Annotated in this window: 16 protein-coding genes; 9 read left to right on the top strand and 7 right to left on the bottom strand. The window is 50.3% G+C overall.

Features of this window, described 5'->3' with window-relative positions; translation table 11 throughout:
* The first annotated feature begins 172 nt into the window (after window positions 1-172).
* From DP119_RS14730 to DP119_RS14720, 3 genes are all read left to right on the top strand, one after another.
* Window positions 173-1,972 carry a M3 family oligoendopeptidase gene (locus DP119_RS14730; RefSeq protein ID WP_112233867.1) on the top strand — a complete coding sequence of 600 codons (1,800 nt, stop codon included), beginning with the start codon at window positions 173-175 and terminating at the stop codon, window positions 1,970-1,972.
* Window position 1,973: 1 nt separating this feature from the next.
* A complete protein-coding gene (locus DP119_RS14725; protein WP_112233866.1) occupies window positions 1,974-2,522 on the top strand; it encodes a GNAT family N-acetyltransferase in 549 nt (182 codons plus the stop codon).
* A gap of 79 nt (window positions 2,523-2,601) precedes the next feature.
* The gene (locus DP119_RS14720) at window positions 2,602-3,084 is read left to right on the top strand and encodes a DinB family protein (RefSeq protein WP_112233865.1); all 483 of its coding nucleotides are present in this window, start codon (window positions 2,602-2,604) and stop codon (window positions 3,082-3,084) included.
* Window positions 3,085-3,360: 276 nt separating this feature from the next.
* On the opposite strand, the gene DP119_RS14715 is transcribed toward DP119_RS14720, so the two are convergent.
* The 4 genes from DP119_RS14715 to DP119_RS14705 all read right to left on the bottom strand — a co-directional run bounded on the left by DP119_RS14715 (window position 3,361) and on the right by DP119_RS14705 (window position 6,557).
* Entirely contained in the window at window positions 3,361-3,933 is a 573-nt protein-coding gene (locus DP119_RS14715) for a beta-class carbonic anhydrase (RefSeq protein WP_112233864.1), read from the bottom strand.
* A 30-nt stretch (window positions 3,934-3,963) separates the two neighbouring features.
* Window positions 3,964-4,971: a rod-share determining protein MreBH gene (mreBH, locus tag DP119_RS14710; protein ID WP_112233863.1), complete on the bottom strand. Its 1,008-nt coding sequence runs from the start codon at window positions 4,969-4,971 to the stop codon at window positions 3,964-3,966.
* A 128-nt stretch (window positions 4,972-5,099) separates the two neighbouring features.
* On the bottom strand, window positions 5,100-5,240 hold the full coding sequence (locus DP119_RS15910; RefSeq protein ID WP_167399246.1) for a hypothetical protein: 141 nt from the start codon (window positions 5,238-5,240) through the stop codon (window positions 5,100-5,102).
* Window positions 5,241-5,324: 84 nt separating this feature from the next.
* Window positions 5,325-6,557: an aminopeptidase gene (locus tag DP119_RS14705; protein WP_101192155.1), complete on the bottom strand. Its 1,233-nt coding sequence runs from the start codon at window positions 6,555-6,557 to the stop codon at window positions 5,325-5,327.
* A gap of 146 nt (window positions 6,558-6,703) precedes the next feature.
* On the opposite strand from DP119_RS14705, the gene DP119_RS14700 reads away from it, so the two are divergent.
* The 4 genes from DP119_RS14700 to DP119_RS14685 all read left to right on the top strand — a co-directional run bounded on the left by DP119_RS14700 (window position 6,704) and on the right by DP119_RS14685 (window position 11,107).
* Window positions 6,704-7,798 (top strand): carbohydrate kinase, encoded by a 1,095-nt coding sequence (locus tag DP119_RS14700; protein WP_112233862.1) that lies wholly within the window; start codon window positions 6,704-6,706, stop codon window positions 7,796-7,798.
* Entirely contained in the window at window positions 7,795-8,706 is a 912-nt protein-coding gene (locus tag DP119_RS14695; RefSeq protein ID WP_101805299.1) for a pseudouridine-5'-phosphate glycosidase, read from the top strand. Before DP119_RS14700 ends, DP119_RS14695 begins: the two co-directional genes overlap by 4 nt.
* A 110-nt stretch (window positions 8,707-8,816) precedes the next feature.
* Window positions 8,817-10,124 (top strand): FAD-dependent oxidoreductase, encoded by a 1,308-nt coding sequence (locus tag DP119_RS14690; protein ID WP_112233861.1) that lies wholly within the window; start codon window positions 8,817-8,819, stop codon window positions 10,122-10,124.
* Window positions 10,121-11,107, top strand: coding sequence for a class I SAM-dependent methyltransferase (locus DP119_RS14685; RefSeq protein WP_112233860.1), 987 nt, complete (start codon window positions 10,121-10,123; stop codon window positions 11,105-11,107). The genes DP119_RS14690 and DP119_RS14685 overlap by 4 nt, the downstream gene beginning before the upstream one ends.
* 187 nt (window positions 11,108-11,294) lie before the next feature.
* Here DP119_RS14685 and DP119_RS14680 read toward each other — a convergent pair whose 3' ends face one another.
* Both DP119_RS14680 and DP119_RS14675 read right to left on the bottom strand, forming a co-directional pair.
* Window positions 11,295-11,516 carry a DUF1128 domain-containing protein gene (locus tag DP119_RS14680; protein ID WP_068868610.1) on the bottom strand — a complete coding sequence of 74 codons (222 nt, stop codon included), beginning with the start codon at window positions 11,514-11,516 and terminating at the stop codon, window positions 11,295-11,297.
* A 58-nt stretch (window positions 11,517-11,574) separates the two neighbouring features.
* Window positions 11,575-12,936 carry an alanine/glycine:cation symporter family protein gene (locus DP119_RS14675; protein ID WP_112233859.1) on the bottom strand — a complete coding sequence of 454 codons (1,362 nt, stop codon included), beginning with the start codon at window positions 12,934-12,936 and terminating at the stop codon, window positions 11,575-11,577.
* Window positions 12,937-13,124: 188 nt separating this feature from the next.
* Here DP119_RS14675 and DP119_RS14670 point away from each other — a divergent pair, with 188 nt between their 5' ends.
* On the top strand, window positions 13,125-13,589 hold the full coding sequence (locus tag DP119_RS14670; protein WP_112233858.1) for a YtxH domain-containing protein: 465 nt from the start codon (window positions 13,125-13,127) through the stop codon (window positions 13,587-13,589).
* A 13-nt stretch (window positions 13,590-13,602) separates the two neighbouring features.
* On the top strand, window positions 13,603-14,517 hold the full coding sequence (locus DP119_RS14665) for a YihY/virulence factor BrkB family protein (protein WP_112233857.1): 915 nt from the start codon (window positions 13,603-13,605) through the stop codon (window positions 14,515-14,517).
* A gap of 33 nt (window positions 14,518-14,550) precedes the next feature.
* Here the strand turns inward: DP119_RS14665 and DP119_RS14660 are convergent, their stop codons facing one another.
* Window positions 14,551-16,425, bottom strand: a complete 1,875-nt coding sequence (locus DP119_RS14660) for a heavy metal translocating P-type ATPase (protein ID WP_112233856.1) — start codon at window positions 16,423-16,425, stop codon at window positions 14,551-14,553.
* Between the last annotated feature and the right edge of the window lie 65 nt (window positions 16,426-16,490).

The following is a 16,490-nucleotide window of genomic DNA, read 5'->3' as shown; positions in this document are numbered from 1 at the left end:
TCAAATATCAGTATAAACTTGCCAGCCCGCGCGACCAACAAGAAAGTGCAGGAAGTTTTTGAAAAATGGCGATATCGTGAAAAGTACAGGGCGGCCGCCAGTCCCGTTCCGGTAAAGGAGATGTTATACTTATTAATGTATTTTGAAAATTCGTGACTGCAGGGGGAAAAAGATGACAAATACATATCCGGAAGTATGGGAGCTCGATAGTTTATTTTCAGGGGGCAGCGATTCGGCTGAATTGAGATCGCACCTGGAATTAACTGCAGAGAAGCTTGCCGGCTTCGAACAAGCCGCTGCAACGTTTGAAGTCCCGAAACAAACGGCCGATGCACTGCATGTGGCAAAATTCCTGGTACAGACAAGTGAGGTATCGGTGGACATCCGCCAAGCCGGGGCCTTTATCGGTTGCTTGATGGCGCAGGACACCAAGGACAAAAAAGCGGCATTGCTGCAAAGTGAACACTCACTCATGAGATCCCGTTTCCAAAGTGCTTTCCTGAAATTCAAGCAGGCTCTTATGGAGACGGACCCGGATATTTGGTCAGAGCTGCTGTCCACCGAAGACTTGCAGGAATTCGCCTTCGTCTTGGATGAATGGCGCAAGGAAGCAAAACGGCTGCTGTCAGAGCAAGAGGAAGGGCTCATTACATCGCTTGGCATCGATGGCTATCACGCGTGGAGCGAATTATACGATTTGCTGATCGCCTCCGTATCGGTCCAAGTGGAGGTGGATGGTGAAGAAAAAACGCTGTCAGTGGGACAGGCGAATAATTTGGGCTCCCACCAAGATGCCACGGTGCGCAAGGAAGCTTATGACAAGCTGGAAGCGGCATGGGGCGAAAAGGAAGAGCTGTTTGCCAAGACCTTGAACTCGCTCGCAGGGTTCCGGCTGCAGATGTACAGTAAGCGCGGCGTCGATAATGTGCTGGAAGAGCCGTTGCAGATGAATCGCATGAAGCAGGAAACTTTGGACGTCATGTGGCAGGCAATCAGCGAACATAAACAGCCGTTCGCGGATTATTTGACGCGCAAGGCACAATTGCTCGGCAAAGACAAGCTTGCCTGGTACGATGTCGATGCGCCGGTCGTGGAAAACTCCCAGTCGTTCGACTATGGGCAAGGGTCGGAGTTCATCATCCGCCATTTCGGGAAATTCGGCCCGGAATTGGAGAAGTTTTCCCGCCATGCGCTGGAAAATGGCTGGGTGGAAGCGGAAGACCGCGCACATAAGATGCCTGGGGGCTTTTGCACATCGCTCCCAAAAAGCGGGGAATCGCGCATCTTCATGACCTACAGCGGATCGATGTCCAATGTCGCGACATTGGCCCATGAATTGGGGCATGCCTTCCATACGCATGCACTGCGCCCGATGCATGATTTGAACCGCAGCTATGCGATGAACGTCGCTGAAACGGCATCGACTTTCGCGGAAATGATCGTAGCGGATGCAGCGGTCAAGAATGCCTCCGGTAAAGAAGAGAAAATCTCCTTACTGGAAGATAAGATCCAGCGCAGTGTGGCATTTTTCATGAATATCCATGCCCGTTTCCTGTTCGAGACGAGATTCTATGAAGAGCGAAAGAACGGCGTGGTCCCGGCAAGCCGCTTGAATGAATTGATGGAAGAGGCCCAAGAGGAAGCATTTGCCGGAAGTTTATCGGAAGGGCATCCGCATTTCTGGGCATCGAAACTGCATTTCTATATCACCGATGTGCCGTTCTACAATTTCCCGTACACATTCGGCTATCTTTTCTCGCTCAGCGTGTACGCGAAAGCGCTCGAGGAAGGACAAGGGTTTGAAGAGAAATACATGGCCTTGCTCCGTGATACGGCGGTCATGAATACAGAACAATTGGCAATGAAGCATCTTGGCGAAGACATCACGAAAAAAGAATTCTGGGAAAAAGGCATTGCATTGTGCACAAAAGATGTCGAGGAATTCATCAAATTGACTGCAGAAGAGGGATAAGATGAATCTGCTTTTTGAAGGGAAAACGTGTTATCTCCGTACACTTACCGTAGAAGACGCTGAAGACATGGTACGGATCCTGGTGAAGAACCGTGATTATTGGGCAATTTATGAGCCGAGGCATCGCGATAGTTATTTCACGATTGCGGTACAGCGCGAGAAAATCCGTGAATCGATTTATCAGGCGCGGGAAAACAGGGAATACAGCTTCGGCATTTTTTCACATGATACCAATCAGCTGATTGGGCATATTTCCATTTACAGCATCAAGCGCTTGCCGTTCCTCAGTGCATTGGTCGGCTATTCGATGGACGAGGAGTTTATCGGCCGCGGTATTGCAAGCGAAGCGGTACGCTTGGTCACGGCTTTCGGGTTCGAGCAATTGCGCCTCCACCGTGTGGAAGCGTATGTGGCCCCGGATAATATCGGTTCGTTGCGCGTGCTCGAAAAAGCGGGGTTTGAAAAGGAAGGGTTGCTGAAGCAATTCCTGTTCATCAATGGAGAATGGAAAGACCATTATTATTACGCATTGCTCGAACAGGATTTTTGAAAGGGCAAGGCCGCCTATCTGAGATGGTGGAAGGATATGCGGAGATGGTTTGAGAATTGAGGAGAGGAAGGGATGGCATATGGATTCCGAAAAACTATTTGCCTATCACCAATGGGCAAGCCAACAGGTGCTGCAATTGGTGGAAGACTCCGGCGAAGCGTATTACACGAAAGCGGGCAAGAGTTCATTTCCATCGATCCGTGAAACGGTCGCCCATGTCATCGGCGTTGAAAAGCTGTGGTTCAAGCGGATGAATGGGGTCAAGAGCCCGGAATTTGAACATTTCGACGTCAACACGGTCGAGAAAGCGAAAAATGCCTTGCTCTTGCTTCATGCGGAGATGGAATTGTATTTCGCCTCACTATCAGAAGAAAGCTGGCAAGAAGAGCTGGATTACCGCAATATGAAAGGAGACGAGTTCCGCCACAGCCGCGAAGAAATGCTCTTCACCATTGTCAATCACGCGAGCTACCACCGCGGGCAGATCACTTCCTTATTGCGCCAGTTCGGCAAGACAGGAATCCCGCTTGATTATATTTATTTCCAAAAAGAAAACCGCTGAGATTTCTCAGCGGTTTTTAGCTTGTCTAGAAAGTTAAGAAGTCGTATTTTCCGAAGCTAATCGCTCGCTTTCCGCGGGCGGGAATCGAGCCTCCTCGTCACTTCGTTCCTGCGGGGTCTCTCAAACCCGTCGCTTCGCTGCTCCCGCAGGAGTCGAGCGAACGCTTCTCCGAACACTTAGATAGGTCTTTGATTATTGATTGTAGAAAAAGTGGTTCCTTTTTAATTCATTGTGAATCATAGACTTCATCAGCACTCTTAAAAAAACTGAGATTTCTCAGCGGTTTTCGTCTTTATTGCCGTCGATGACGACGTCTAGTTTCCCGGTTTTCGGGTCGATGACAAGGCCATGGACGGGCACGGTTTTATCCATCAATGGGTGATGGCGGACCATGTCGACGCTGTGGCGCACGCTTTCCGTTACGTTATCGAAACCTTTCAGCCATTCGTCGAGGTTGACGCCAGAGAATTTCATCTGTTCGATCGTGCTTTCTTCAATGCCCCGCTCTTTCATCTTTTCGATGATGCCTTCCGGTTTCACTTTGGCCATACCGCAGTCGTGGTGCCCGATAATATAGATCTCATCGGCCTTCAGCTCGTATACCGCTACGAACAAGCTGCGCATGATGCCACCGAATGGGTGGTTGATGACAGCGCCGGCGCTTTTGACGATTTTCACGTCGCCGTTCTTGAAATTCATCGCTTTTGGCAATAGCTCAAGCAGGCGGGTGTCCATGCAAGTCAAGATGACAATCCGCTTATCCGGGAGATTGGTGGTGATGAATTCCTCATATTGCTTTTCTTCTACAAATTTTTCGTTGTAATCCAAAATCTCATTCAATAAAGACATCGTTTTTCCTCCTTGATGGTCGTTTGGGATTTAACGCGACATTTTCTCAAGCTGGTCGATCATGCCGAGAGAGCGGCCGGTGCCGATCGCAACGGATTCCAACGGGTCCGGCGCGATATGGACCGGTACGGAAATTTCTTGCGCCAGCCATTCCTGCAAGCCTTTCAATAAGGCACCCCCGCCAGAAATGACGACGCCCTGGTCGACCATATCTCCCGATAATTCGGCGGGGCAATTTTCCAGTGTGGCACGGATGCATTCCAGGATGGCCGACAAGGACTCGTTGAGCGCTTTTTGCATTTCGTCGGAACTCAACTCGATTGTTTTCGGCAACCCACTCAATACGTCACGGCCGCGGATATTCATTTTTTTCGGTTCGTGGGGAATCGGGGCGTAGCCGATTTCTTTTTTGATCGTTTCAGCCGTTTTCTCGCCGATCAATAAATTATAATGCTTGCGGACGTATTGGATGATGTCTTCATCCATGCGGTCGCCTGCGATCTTGATCGTATTGGAAGACACCACGCCCCCGAATGAAATGATGGCGACTTCTGTCGTGCCCCCTCCAATATCGACGATAACCGAAGCGACAGGTTCCGTAATCGGCAAGTCCGCGCCGATTGCTGCAGCAACCGTCTCTTCGATGAGGTGCACGGACTTTGCCCCACTCTGTTTGACGGCATCATGGATCGCCCGGCGCTCGACAGCCGTAGCGCCGGACGGGGTGCAGACCATGACTTTCGGCTTGCGCAGTGAATTTCCTAATTGTTTCGCCGCTTTTTGCATGACCAGCTTCAGTAGTTCGCGGGTCACATCAAAATCGGCAATGACGCCTTCTTTCATCGGGCGCACGATACGGATGGAATCGGGCGCCTTGCCGAGCATCGCTTTCGCCTCGTTGCCAATGGCGATGACAGCGCCGCTGCGGGCATCGAGGGCGACGATGGATGGTTCGTTCAAGATGACGCCTTTTGACTTAGTATAGACGAGAATATTGGCGGTACCGAGATCGATCCCGATATCCGTTGCAGAAAACATGGATGAATTCCTCCTAATCGGTATAAACACTGCTTATTCAAATTTTATCACTTTTCAGTGAGATGTGATAGGGGCACGATAAACAGAAAAAAGCTCTGCCCCGTGTATGCGGGGCAGAGCTTTTTTGCTTAATGACGCTCTTTCGGAAGCGGATCGATATGCTCTGCATCATGGCTATGAAGCTCTTTGCCAAGGAAATGAAGCAGGGTGAAGAAGAACATGAAGATCACAGCCATGAATCCGAGGACAACAGTAATACCGTATAGCATCGTGATAACCCCTCTCTAAACTGTAATTATCATACTCAGTATACATGAAAACGCATGGAAAATTAAGTGTCGAATTATCGACCTTTAAAATGCCCAGTTGCCGCTGCGGAAGATCGGTTCACGCGTGCCGTCTTCCAAAATGCCATCGATGTCCATATCGGCAGAGCCGACCATGAAATCGACATGGGTGATGCTTTGGTTCAAGCCGTGCTCTTTCAATTCATCCGCTGACATCGTCTTGCCGCCTTCTAGGCAGAACGCATAGGCGCTGCCGATCGCGAAGTGGTTGGACGCATTTTCATCGAATAAGGTATTGAAGAACAAGATGCCTGAATCGGAAATCGGCGATTGATGGGGCACTAATGCCACTTCGCCGAGGCGGTGGGAGCCTTCATCCGTAGCCACCAATTCCTTGAGCACTTCTTCGCCTTGTTCGGCCGTGACTTCAGTGATGCGGCCGCCTTCGAATGTGATTTTGAAGCCATCGATGATATTGCCGCCGTAGCTGAGCGGCTTGGTGCTTGAGACGAAGCCGTTGACATCGTCTTTATGCGGTACGGTGAAGACTTCCTCTGTCGGCATATTGGCCATGAAGGTATGGCCTTTTTCGTTGACCGAACCTGCGCCTGCCCATAGATGGCCTTTTGGCAGGGCGACTTCGAGGTTTGTGCCTGGTGCCTGATAATGAAGCTTGGCGTATTTCTTGTCGTTCAAATAATCAGCTTTGGTGTGGAGCGTGCGGTCGTGTTCAAGCCAAGCTTCGATCGGGTTGTCCGTATCTGCGCGGACAGCCTTGAAAATCGCTTCCCATAACGCATCCACTTGCTCGTTTTCCGGAAGGTCCGGGAACACTTTCTTTGCCCATTGCGCAGACGGTGCAGCAAGGACGCACCAGCTGATTTTGTCGGATTGCACGTACTGTCGGTATTTATTCAGCGCTTGCCCGGTCGCTTTCTGGGACGCTGAAATGCGTTTGGAATCGATGCCTTTCAGCAAGTCCGGGCTTTGTGAAACGACGCTGATGAAAGCCGCGCCTTGTTCGGCCAATTGCTCCCTTTCCTGGACTTTCCATTCCGGGAATTCCCCAAACGAATCTTCCGGTGCCTTCTCGAAGCGCGTGCGGGAAATCACATCATCGCTCCAATCCACGAATACTTGTCTTGCACCTTCTTCATAAGCTTTCTTAACGATCAAGCGGACGAACGGTGCAGCATCTATGGAAGCTGCAATATACAATTTCTGGTCAGGCTGTATATTGACGCCTACCTTTACCGCCAATTCAGCGTAGCGGGATAACTTTTCATCAAATGTAGTCATTTCCAAAAACACTCCTCTCATCCTTTCTATAGTAGCAATATTCAAACACGTTGCGCAATAGCCGGGCGCTTGAAAGGGAATAAGAGTTGCAATTTATATTATAAAAGTTTATAATATAAACAAAAGTTCAAAAGGGAGGGAATCCAATGAACCGCAACGAACAGAAAATCCTTGCGTTGATTGAACGGGATCCATATATGTCCCAGCAGGAAATGGCGGATGCGCTCGGGATTTCAAGGCCATCCTTAGCCAATTTGATTTCGGGGCTTATCAAGCAAGGGAAGATTCTCGGCCGCGCATACGTACTGCCTGAAGAAAATGCGATCCTATGCATCGGCGGCGCGAATGTCGACCGTAAGTTCCATCTGAAAGCACCGTCTGTCCACGGCACTTCGAATCCGGCAACGGTGACGAGAAGCGTCGGGGGCGTGGCGCGAAATATCGCTGAAAACCTAGGCAGGCTTGGGCATGAAGTCCAGTTGATGTCGGTAGCTGGAGATGATCCGGAATGGCGCTTCATCGAAGAAGTGTCTTCGCCTTACATGGATACCGCCATGACCAAGGCGCTGCCGCAAGGGGCGACAGGCAGCTATACTGCTGTGCTGGAACCCGACGGCGAGATGACTTTAGCATTAGCGGACATGGACATCTACGCGGAATTGACGCCTGGCTATCTGGAGCCTCACCGCAGCAAATTGATGCGCGCGAAATTGCTGGCAGTCGATTTGAACTGCCCGAAGGAAACCGTAGCGTATTTGCAGGATCTCGCAGCGGCTGCCGATGTGCCGCTTGCTGTAATTCCTGTATCAGCCCCTAAAATGGAACGCTTAGGAGAAGACTTGAGCGGTGTCTCTTTTTTGATCCTGAACCGCGATGAAGCAGCCCTCAGGCTCGGCATTTCCATCCGGGATCAAGCGGATTGGAAGCGCTCGGTTGAAATGCTTCTCGATCAAGGCGCAAAAACAGCCGTCGTGACCGGCGGAAAAGACGGCGCCATGGCGGGCGACGAAAATGGCGTGTTGCATTTCCCGGCAATCGAAACGCAGCAAGTAGAAGATGTCACAGGGGCTGGAGATGCCTTCTCAGGCGGCCTACTTCACGCCCATCTATCGGGCTATGATTTTCATCAAGCCGTGCAGATGGGCATGCTGAATGCGGCCAGAACGCTCGCAAGCAGCCAGACAGTGCGGCCGGAATTAAATGAAACGGTGTTAATAAAAGAACTGGAGGAATTGAAATGACAAACATGATCAGCTATTCAACAGAAGTGCAGGAAGCCATCGAACAGAAAAAACCGATCGTCGCTTTAGAGTCGACGATCATCTCACACGGCATGCCCTACCCACAAAACGTGGAAACAGCCCGTGAAGTCGAACAAATCGTCCGCGACAATGGAGCCGTTCCGGCAACGATCGCTTTGATGGACGGCCATATCAAAATCGGCTTGTCAGACGAAGAACTCGAACTTCTGGGCAATTCACCGGACGTTGCGAAAGTATCCCGCCGCGACATCGGCCAATTGCTCGCAACGAAAAAAATCGGCGCGACGACTGTTGCCGCGACGATGATTTGCGCTGAGCTTGCCGGCATCCGCGTCTTCGCGACCGGCGGCATCGGAGGCGTCCACCGCGGGGCGGAAACGACAATGGATATTTCGGCAGACTTGGAAGAGTTGTCGAATACAGGGGTTGCTGTCGTCTGTGCTGGCGCGAAGTCGATTCTCGATATCGGCCTGACACTCGAATACCTGGAAACGAAAGGCGTTCCGGTCATCGGCTACCAGACGGACGAGATGCCGGCGTTCTATACACGCCACAGCGGCTTCCCGCTAAGCTACGGCTCGCAATCGACTGAAGAGCTTGCAGCTATCCTGAAAGCGCAATGGTCGCTCGGCTTGAAAGGCGGCGCAGTCATTGCCAACCCGATCCCTCAAGAACATGCGCTTGATAAAGACTTTATCGATGGCATCATCGAACAAGCCATGGCGGAAGCGAAAGCAAACGGCATCAACGGCAAAGAAGTCACGCCATTCCTGCTCGGCAGAGTGAAAGAGTTGACGGAAGGACAGAGCTTGGTTGCCAATATCGAACTCGTCAAGCACAATGCCAAAGTCGGCGCCGAATTGGCCGCTTCATATGGAGCACTATAAGGACAAATTGTGAAAAAAAGACCCCTCGAGGGTCTTTTTTTATTGTTTGCCGGCTGTTCTGTTTTCAGGAGCTCTTTTTCAGGGTAAGGAAAGTCAAGGAGTTGAAGCCCATGAAAACGGATGTGTTCATCGGCGGAGGGGGAATAGGGGGGCTGACGCTCGCATTGAAACTGGTGAGGAGAGGCTTTGATGTCGTTCTTGCCGAACGCATGGCTGTCCGCTCGCCGACCTATAAAGGGGAGCTGCTGCAGCCGAAGAGCATGCAGATTTTCGACGGCCTCGGCGTATATGACGCGATTTGTGACCGGTCCAACGAAATCAAGGTGCTCGATATGCTGGAACTCTCCAGTACTTTGAAAGTGAAAGATCAATCGTTCATGGATTACAGCGTGTTGCCCGGAAAATACAACGCCGCTTATATGATCCACCATGAAGAGCTAAAGACCATCATTCGGAAAGCGGCTTATGAATACGATAACTTCCATTACCTAAAAGGCACTGCCTGCAAAGGCTATACAGAAAATACGGCCATTCTTCAAAAAGGAACCGAAAAGTCCGAGGTGGAAGCCAAGTTTTTCTTCGGCGCGGAAGGAAGGTCTTCAGTAACGAGAAAAGTGATGGAAATCGAAGTAAAGCAGACGACATATAACCATCATTTTTTGACAGTAACCTTTCCGCGCGCGGAAAATTTCACGGACGGCAAAATCATTTCGACCTATAACCGCTTTCTCGGGCTATTCCCGCTGCCTGACAATCAAGTGCGCAGCGTCTATTTGATACCGCCAGGGGATTATAAAACCTTGAAGGAGAAGCCAATCAGCCATTTCCATAAGCTTTACACCGATTTGGCACCGGCTGTTGACGGCTATGTCCAACAATTGACGGACTGGAAAAAGATCCAGCTGATGATCCCGATCATGTACCATGCCGAATCCTATGTAAAAGGCAATAAAGCGATTATCGGCGATGCGGCCCATGCAGTCCATCCGATGGCGGGGGAGGGCATGAACATGGCGATACAGGACGCCGATGTACTCGGCGAACTGGCTGCGGATATGCTGGCTGCGGGAAAAACGGGTACGACCAATCTGGAATGGTATGAAAAAGTCCGCTATCGCCGGGCAGACCATGTTATCCAGCTGAGCCACTTAGCGGCGCTCGCCTATTCCTTCCCGTATCGCCCGGTCAGTTATTTGCGCCAACGGACTTTTGAGCGCATGGAAGAAGATCCGATACTCCATTTCAAGCAGATGCTGAACGTATCAGGGCTCGGCTTATGGAAGGAAAATGTCCGGGACCGCTTTATCCAAGGCGGATTCATGCCGGTGCGCGCAAAGGAATTGACAGAAGACAAGAAAGAACTGAAATACTACAAACCGGAAGATGACTACCCGTGGAAAGTGGAGGGACTTATATGATCGACATAATGAAGATGGTGAAAGCAAGAACGTATATGAAACGCAATGAGCCCTTCCTGTACAGCTGGCATGCCTATGTAGGTTATGAATTGGACCTGTTCAAGGCATTCGAACGCCCGATGACCCAATTTGATGTGGCGGACGCACTGGAACTCGATGAGCAGCTGCTTGCTCAGTGGATAGCTGTCGGCGTCTCGATCGGGTATTTGAAAGAAGCCGGCCGCAACCGCTATCAAGTGAAGAACCGGTGGAAATTGCCGAAATCCAAAGGCAATAATTCGTCTGGCGTGCTGTTGAAGGAAATGATGGAGCTCCACATCCCGACCTTGCTGCATTATCCGGAAATGATGCGCAATCGGAGCAGGCTTCATTTCGATGAAGAAGAACATGCGCCGACTGTTGCAGAAACGAGCCGTTTGCTGGAAGTGTTGGCGTATCCGAAGATGGCCAAGAGATTGAAGGAAAAAGACTGCCGGCGCGTACTCGATATAGGATGCGGGGAAGGTGGCTACATAAAGAAATTGGGGCAGCGTTTCCCATCGACACAATTTACGGGAATCGAAATCAGCGAAGAAGTCGTCGAAAAGGCAAAAGAGCTGACGGCAGCGCAAAACAACGTCTCCATCGAACAGGCGGATCTGTGGAATTACAAGCCTGAATCCCCGCAGGACATGATCATGCTCAATAATGTACTGCATTACATCCCGCTCGAAAAGCGCCAGGCCTTGTTCAAGGAAATCAGCAGCTGGGTCGCACGAGGCGGTATTTTATCGGTCGTCACCCCCATCGCGGGAGGACCGGACAGCCCGCCGTTCGCCAATGTCTTCAACAGTTTCTTCTCATCATTCGACAACCTCTACAGGCTGCCGAAAAGGGAGGAACTTATCGAATGGGGAGAAGAATCAGGCCTAGAATTCCTCAGCCTCCGCACCGTCATCAAAGAAGGCGGCTGGTACATCGTGCAATATGAAAAGAAAAGCTGAAGTGGCCGTTCTGGCTCGACAGGCGTAAGCCGAGTCCCCGAAGCGGCGTATTTCAGCCGTACAGGAGAATTGGCTTACGACCCGAGAGACAGGCCACTGAAGCTAGACAAAAGAAAAGCTGAAGTGGCCGTTCTGGCTCGACAGGCATAAGAAAAAAAGCCCTGAAGCATTTGCTTCAGGGCTTTCTTCATTTGCGCAATGAACCGAGTTCAGAGGCGATGGCCTGCATTTCGTTCGGGCTGAAATTATCGCGGCCTTTGACCATTTCGTAAATTTCACGCAAGTCTTCATACTCCGAAGTGTTGAAATGCTCGGCTTTCATTGCATCAACATTAACCATGCGCAATTTCGTTTTTATTTCCTCAATCATGAAATCGACGTTCTCGGGTGATTGTTTGGATAAATCCATGATCCATTCCTGCCTTTCGGGTGGGTATGCTTTATCATTTCATTATTCAAATGGAATGTCAATTGCCAGAACGCGCCTGTTCTTTCTCTTCCTTGATCTTTGCGGTAATTTTCTTCGTCTCGTATACAATGACGCCGGAAAGTCCGAGAAGGCCTATCAAGTTCGGGAAAGCCATTAATCCGTTCATGACATCCGAGAATGTCCAAACGACATCTAGAGAAACTGTTGCCCCAACGAAGACCATGGCAACGAAAGCAACACGGTAAACGATTAACAAGCTTGGGTTTTTAAACAGGTACTGGAAGCATTTCTCCCCGTAATACGACCAGCCGATGATGGTGGAAGAAGCGAAGAAAACCAAGCCGATCGCAACGATATACGGGCCGACCCCGCCAAGGAACTGCTCGAATGCCGCTGTAGTCAGCGCAGCGCCTTCAAGGCTCTCGTCCAGATACAATCCCGACATAACGATCGTGATACCGGTGATCGAACAGATGATCAATGTATCGAACAATACTTGTGTCATCGAAACCAAAGCCTGGCGCCCAGGCATATCGGTTTTTGCCGCTGCCGCTGCGATCGGTGCAGATCCGAGACCTGCTTCGTTGGAGAAGACGCCTCGTGCAACGCCGTAGCGGATTGCCGCACCGATGGCACCGCCGACTGCAGCTTCACCCGTAAAGGCGGCGCTGAAAATCGTGCCGAGCGCTGCGGGAATAAGGTCCATATTGAGAATCATGATGATGATTCCGGCAATGATATAGAATAAGGCCATGAATGGTACGAAGAATGCTGTAACTTTACCGATTGTCTTGATTCCGCCGATGATGACGACAGCAGCGAAGACAGTCAGGACGATGCCCGTGATCCAAGTCGGCACAGAGAAGGTATCGCGCACGACGGATGCAACGGAGTTGGACTGTGTCCCGTTCCCGATGCCGAACGCTGCGATGGCGCCGAAGATGGCGAATAGGACAGCCAGCCATTTTTGCTTCAATCCATGTTCAAGATAATACATCGGCCCGCCGGCCATTTGGCCTTTTGGGTCGACGATGCGGTATTTGACAGCGAGTACGGCTTCCCCGTATTTCGTCGCCATCCCGAAGAACGCAGAAAACCACATCCAGAAAACCGCTCCCGGGCCACCGAGGATGACCGCGGTCGCGACCCCGACGATATTCCCTGTACCGACTGTCGCGGCCATTGCCGTCGACAATGCCTGGAAATGGGAAATATCGCCTTGTGAATCTTTGTCCGGATTTTTACTGAACGTCAGCTTCAGTGCATACGGCAAGAGGCGTAATTGCAAAAGCCCCAAACGCACTGTCAGGAAAATCCCTGTCCCCACCAGGAGAATCAAAAGCGGCGGTCCCCAAATATAACCGCTGATCGTGCCTAGAAATTCCGTTAATGCCTCCATCTTTTCTCCCCCTTTTAGATACTCTTTTCTTTAGGAAAAATTCCTCCTGTAGAGTTAATATTCCGAAAGTTTCATATTATAGTCAAGTTATTTTTAAAAAATAATTTGCGAAGTGTTTAGATTAGGGAGGAAGAGGGAAAAATTCGAAGTATGATGGAAACTATATTTTATACTAGGAGGAATTTGGAATGAGCCAAAACAAATTAATGACAGGAATAGTAGTAGGCGCAGCGGTAGGCGCACTAGTTTCGCTTTTGGACCGCAATACGCGCGAAGACGTGATGAACAAATCGAAAAAAGCGAGTGAAAACGCAAAATATTATGCAAGCAATAAAGACGAATTGAAATCAGCGTTCAAAGAGCAGGCAGAACGCGCACAAAATCTTTATGCCCGCATTTCAGAAGATGCTTCTTATGTCGGCAGCAAAGTCGAGCAAGTGAAAAAGCTGGTGCCGGAAGTGAAAGAAGTGGCACAGGAAGCGCAAAGCGCAGTCATGGAAACGAAAGAAGCAGTTGTCGAATCAAAAGAGGACGTCGTTTCAGCGGTTAAAGAAGACAATCCATCACCGAGTTCGTCACTGACGGACGATTCTTCTTCTAAAAACGGCTCTTCTTCAAGCAGCACTGACTCGCAGAACCAGAACCGCAACTGAGCGGGCAAGATTTATGGCAACGCCAGGAAAAGACGGCCAGTCCCAGGTGCGGAAACCGAAATATGACGTATTGACTGGCCGTGGATTTATAAAAGAATTAGGGACAAGGATTAAAGACGTCGATGTGCAGGGACTCGGAGCGCAGTTGGCGTTTTTTTTCCTATTATCGATTTTTCCGCTGCTGATCTTTCTCGTCACTTTGCTTCCGTACTTAAGTCTGCCGAGGGAAGAAGTCTACCTGTTCATGGAAGAGGTCATTCCAACAGAAGTGTATGTGCTGATTGAGCAGACCTTGAATGAAATCTTGACGAACCAAAACGGCGGCTTGTTGTCTTTCGGTGTGCTGGCGACGATCTGGTCGGCAAGCCTCGGGATGGATGCTTTGATCAAATCCTTGAATGCCACATACGGCGTCAGGGAAAGCAGGCCTTTGTTGATAGCGAGAGGCATGTCGATCTTGATGACCATCCTGTTGATCATCATGCTGGTCGTAGCATTGGCGCTGCCGATATTCGGCCGCCAGATCGGCTTGTTCTTCTTTGCATTTCTTGGACTTGAGGAAGGGTTCCTGGAACTATGGGGGATGATCCGTTTCACCATCCCAGCCTTGATTACGTTCATCGTCTGCGCCGTGATCTATTGGCTTGCGCCGAATGTCCGGATCAGCTTCAAGACCGTCCTGCCGGGAGCGGCTTTCGCTTCTCTCGGCTGGCTTTTGCTGTCATTTTTATTCTCCATCTATATCAATAATTTCGGTAATTTCTCGGCTACTTACGGCAGCATCGGAGGAATCATCCTGTTATTGCTATGGCTTTACCTATCGGCCATGTTATTGATTATCGGCGGGCAAATAAACGCCGTCATGCAAGGGAGAAGGCATTCCAAAAAGCGGCTTCATAAAAAGAAGACGGCTCTTCCCGGTAAATGAGGGAAGGGAGCCGTCTTCTTTTTTTTCGGAATTTCAGACATTTCGGTTAAGCATGCGCAAGCCATTTAAGATAACCAATATGGTGCTGCCTTCATGGCCGACCACTCCAAGAGGCAAAGATATCGCCTGGAAAAAATTCGACAAGATAAGCACCAGGATGACGGCGACAGAGAAAAAGATATTCTGTTTGACGATGCGTTGCATTTTCTTCGCCAGCCGGATTGAGTAAGAGATGCGGGACAGGTCATTTTTCATTAAAATAACGTCCGCGGTTTCTAGGGCGATATCGGTTCCTTCACCCATGGCGATGCCGGTCGTTGCTGTTGCAAGAGCCGGTGCGTCGTTAATGCCGTCTCCTGTCATCGCCACATATTTGTATTTAGCCAATAATTTTTTCAAATGCTGCACTTTATCGCCAGGCAGGCATTCGGCGATGTATTCGTCGACACCGGTTTCCTCCGCAATGGCTTTTGCGGTTTTGCGGTTATCCCCGGTCAGCATGAGGCAATATATCCCCCGGTCCTGTAGTTCAGCGATGGTGGATTTGGTGATGTCGCGGACAGTGTCTTTTAGCGCCATGGCGGCAAGTATCCCGTGGCCATCCCTTACGAAAGTCACGGTTTTTCCTTGGTTTGCCAAGTGTTCAAGGATTCCGCCTTCAAAAGCATAGGCTTCTTGCTCACCGACAAAGCCGGGTTTGCCGACCAGGATTTCACCGCCATTGAAATGCGTCTTCAGCCCGTTTCCCGGCACATCCACGACTTGCAGATTGCGCAGCGGATCGAATCCTTGCTGGATGACGAAATCAGTAATCGCTTTGGCGAGCGGATGGTTGGATTGGGATTCGACTCCTGCGACCAATGCCATCACTTGCTCGCGGTCAGCATCTCCTCGGATGATAAAATCGGTCACTTCGGGTTTGCCGCGTGTCAATGTGCCGGTTTTATCGAATGCGATGGCTTTGACGACACTCAAATTCTCTAGGTGCGCGCCCCCCTTAAAGATGACACCGCTCTTGGCCCCATTTGAAATGGCAGCAAGCGTGGCGGGCATGATGGAAGCGACCAGTGCGCATGGGGAAGCCACCACAAGCAGCACCATGGCCCGGTAAAATGTTTCATTCCAGCTCCAGCCCACCAAAAAATGCGGGAGGAACAGCATGAGTGCGAAAACGACCAAGACCACTTTGACGTAACGGCCTTCAAAGCGTTCAATAAATTGCTGGGACGGAGATTTCTCGCTTTCAGCGGATTGCACGAGCTCGATGATTTTTTGGAACATCGTTTCAGAACTCGGCTTGGTCATGACCATCGTGATCGAACCGGACAAATTGACTGTGCCGGCAAACAAATTATCGTGTTGGTATTTGGACACCGGAATCGCTTCGCCGCTAATGGCGGATTCATCGACAGCAGTTTGTCCGGAATGGACTTCACCGTCGACAGGGATACGCTCGCCGGGGCGGACGGCGACCAGGTCGCCTGTGTTCAGTTCACCGACCGGGACGCGAACCGTCTCGCCGGATTCTTTTAGTAGCCAGGCTTCGTCGGGTTGCATCTCCATAAGGGCAGATAATTCTTTCCGGCTTTTATTCATCGTATAGGTTTCAAGTGCGCCGCTTAATGCAAAGATGAAGATCAGGATGGCGCCTTCTGTCCAATAGCCGATAATGGATGCGCCGACAGCTGCCAAGATCATCAAGAATTCAACATTCAATTCTTTGTCTTCGATGGTTTTCTTGATGCCGTATTTGGCCTTGGCGTAGCCGCCGATCACAAACGCCAGCAAATAGATAACCACAGAAGGAAGAGCGATATCCTGTAATTCGAGGATATAGGCGATGATGATCAAGATTCCTGATAACACCGCAGCGATCAATTCGACATGGGGCTGAACTTTACTCCACATAGGCACTCCTCCATAAAATAATCGGATATCGATAACTACTGTCAGTTTACCATAGGGAGCTGTGG

This window comes from Planococcus maitriensis (assembly GCF_003289925.1).
Classification (GTDB): domain Bacteria; phylum Bacillota; class Bacilli; order Bacillales_A; family Planococcaceae; genus Planococcus; species Planococcus maitriensis.
This window is presented reverse-complemented; position numbering and strand designations above follow the sequence as displayed.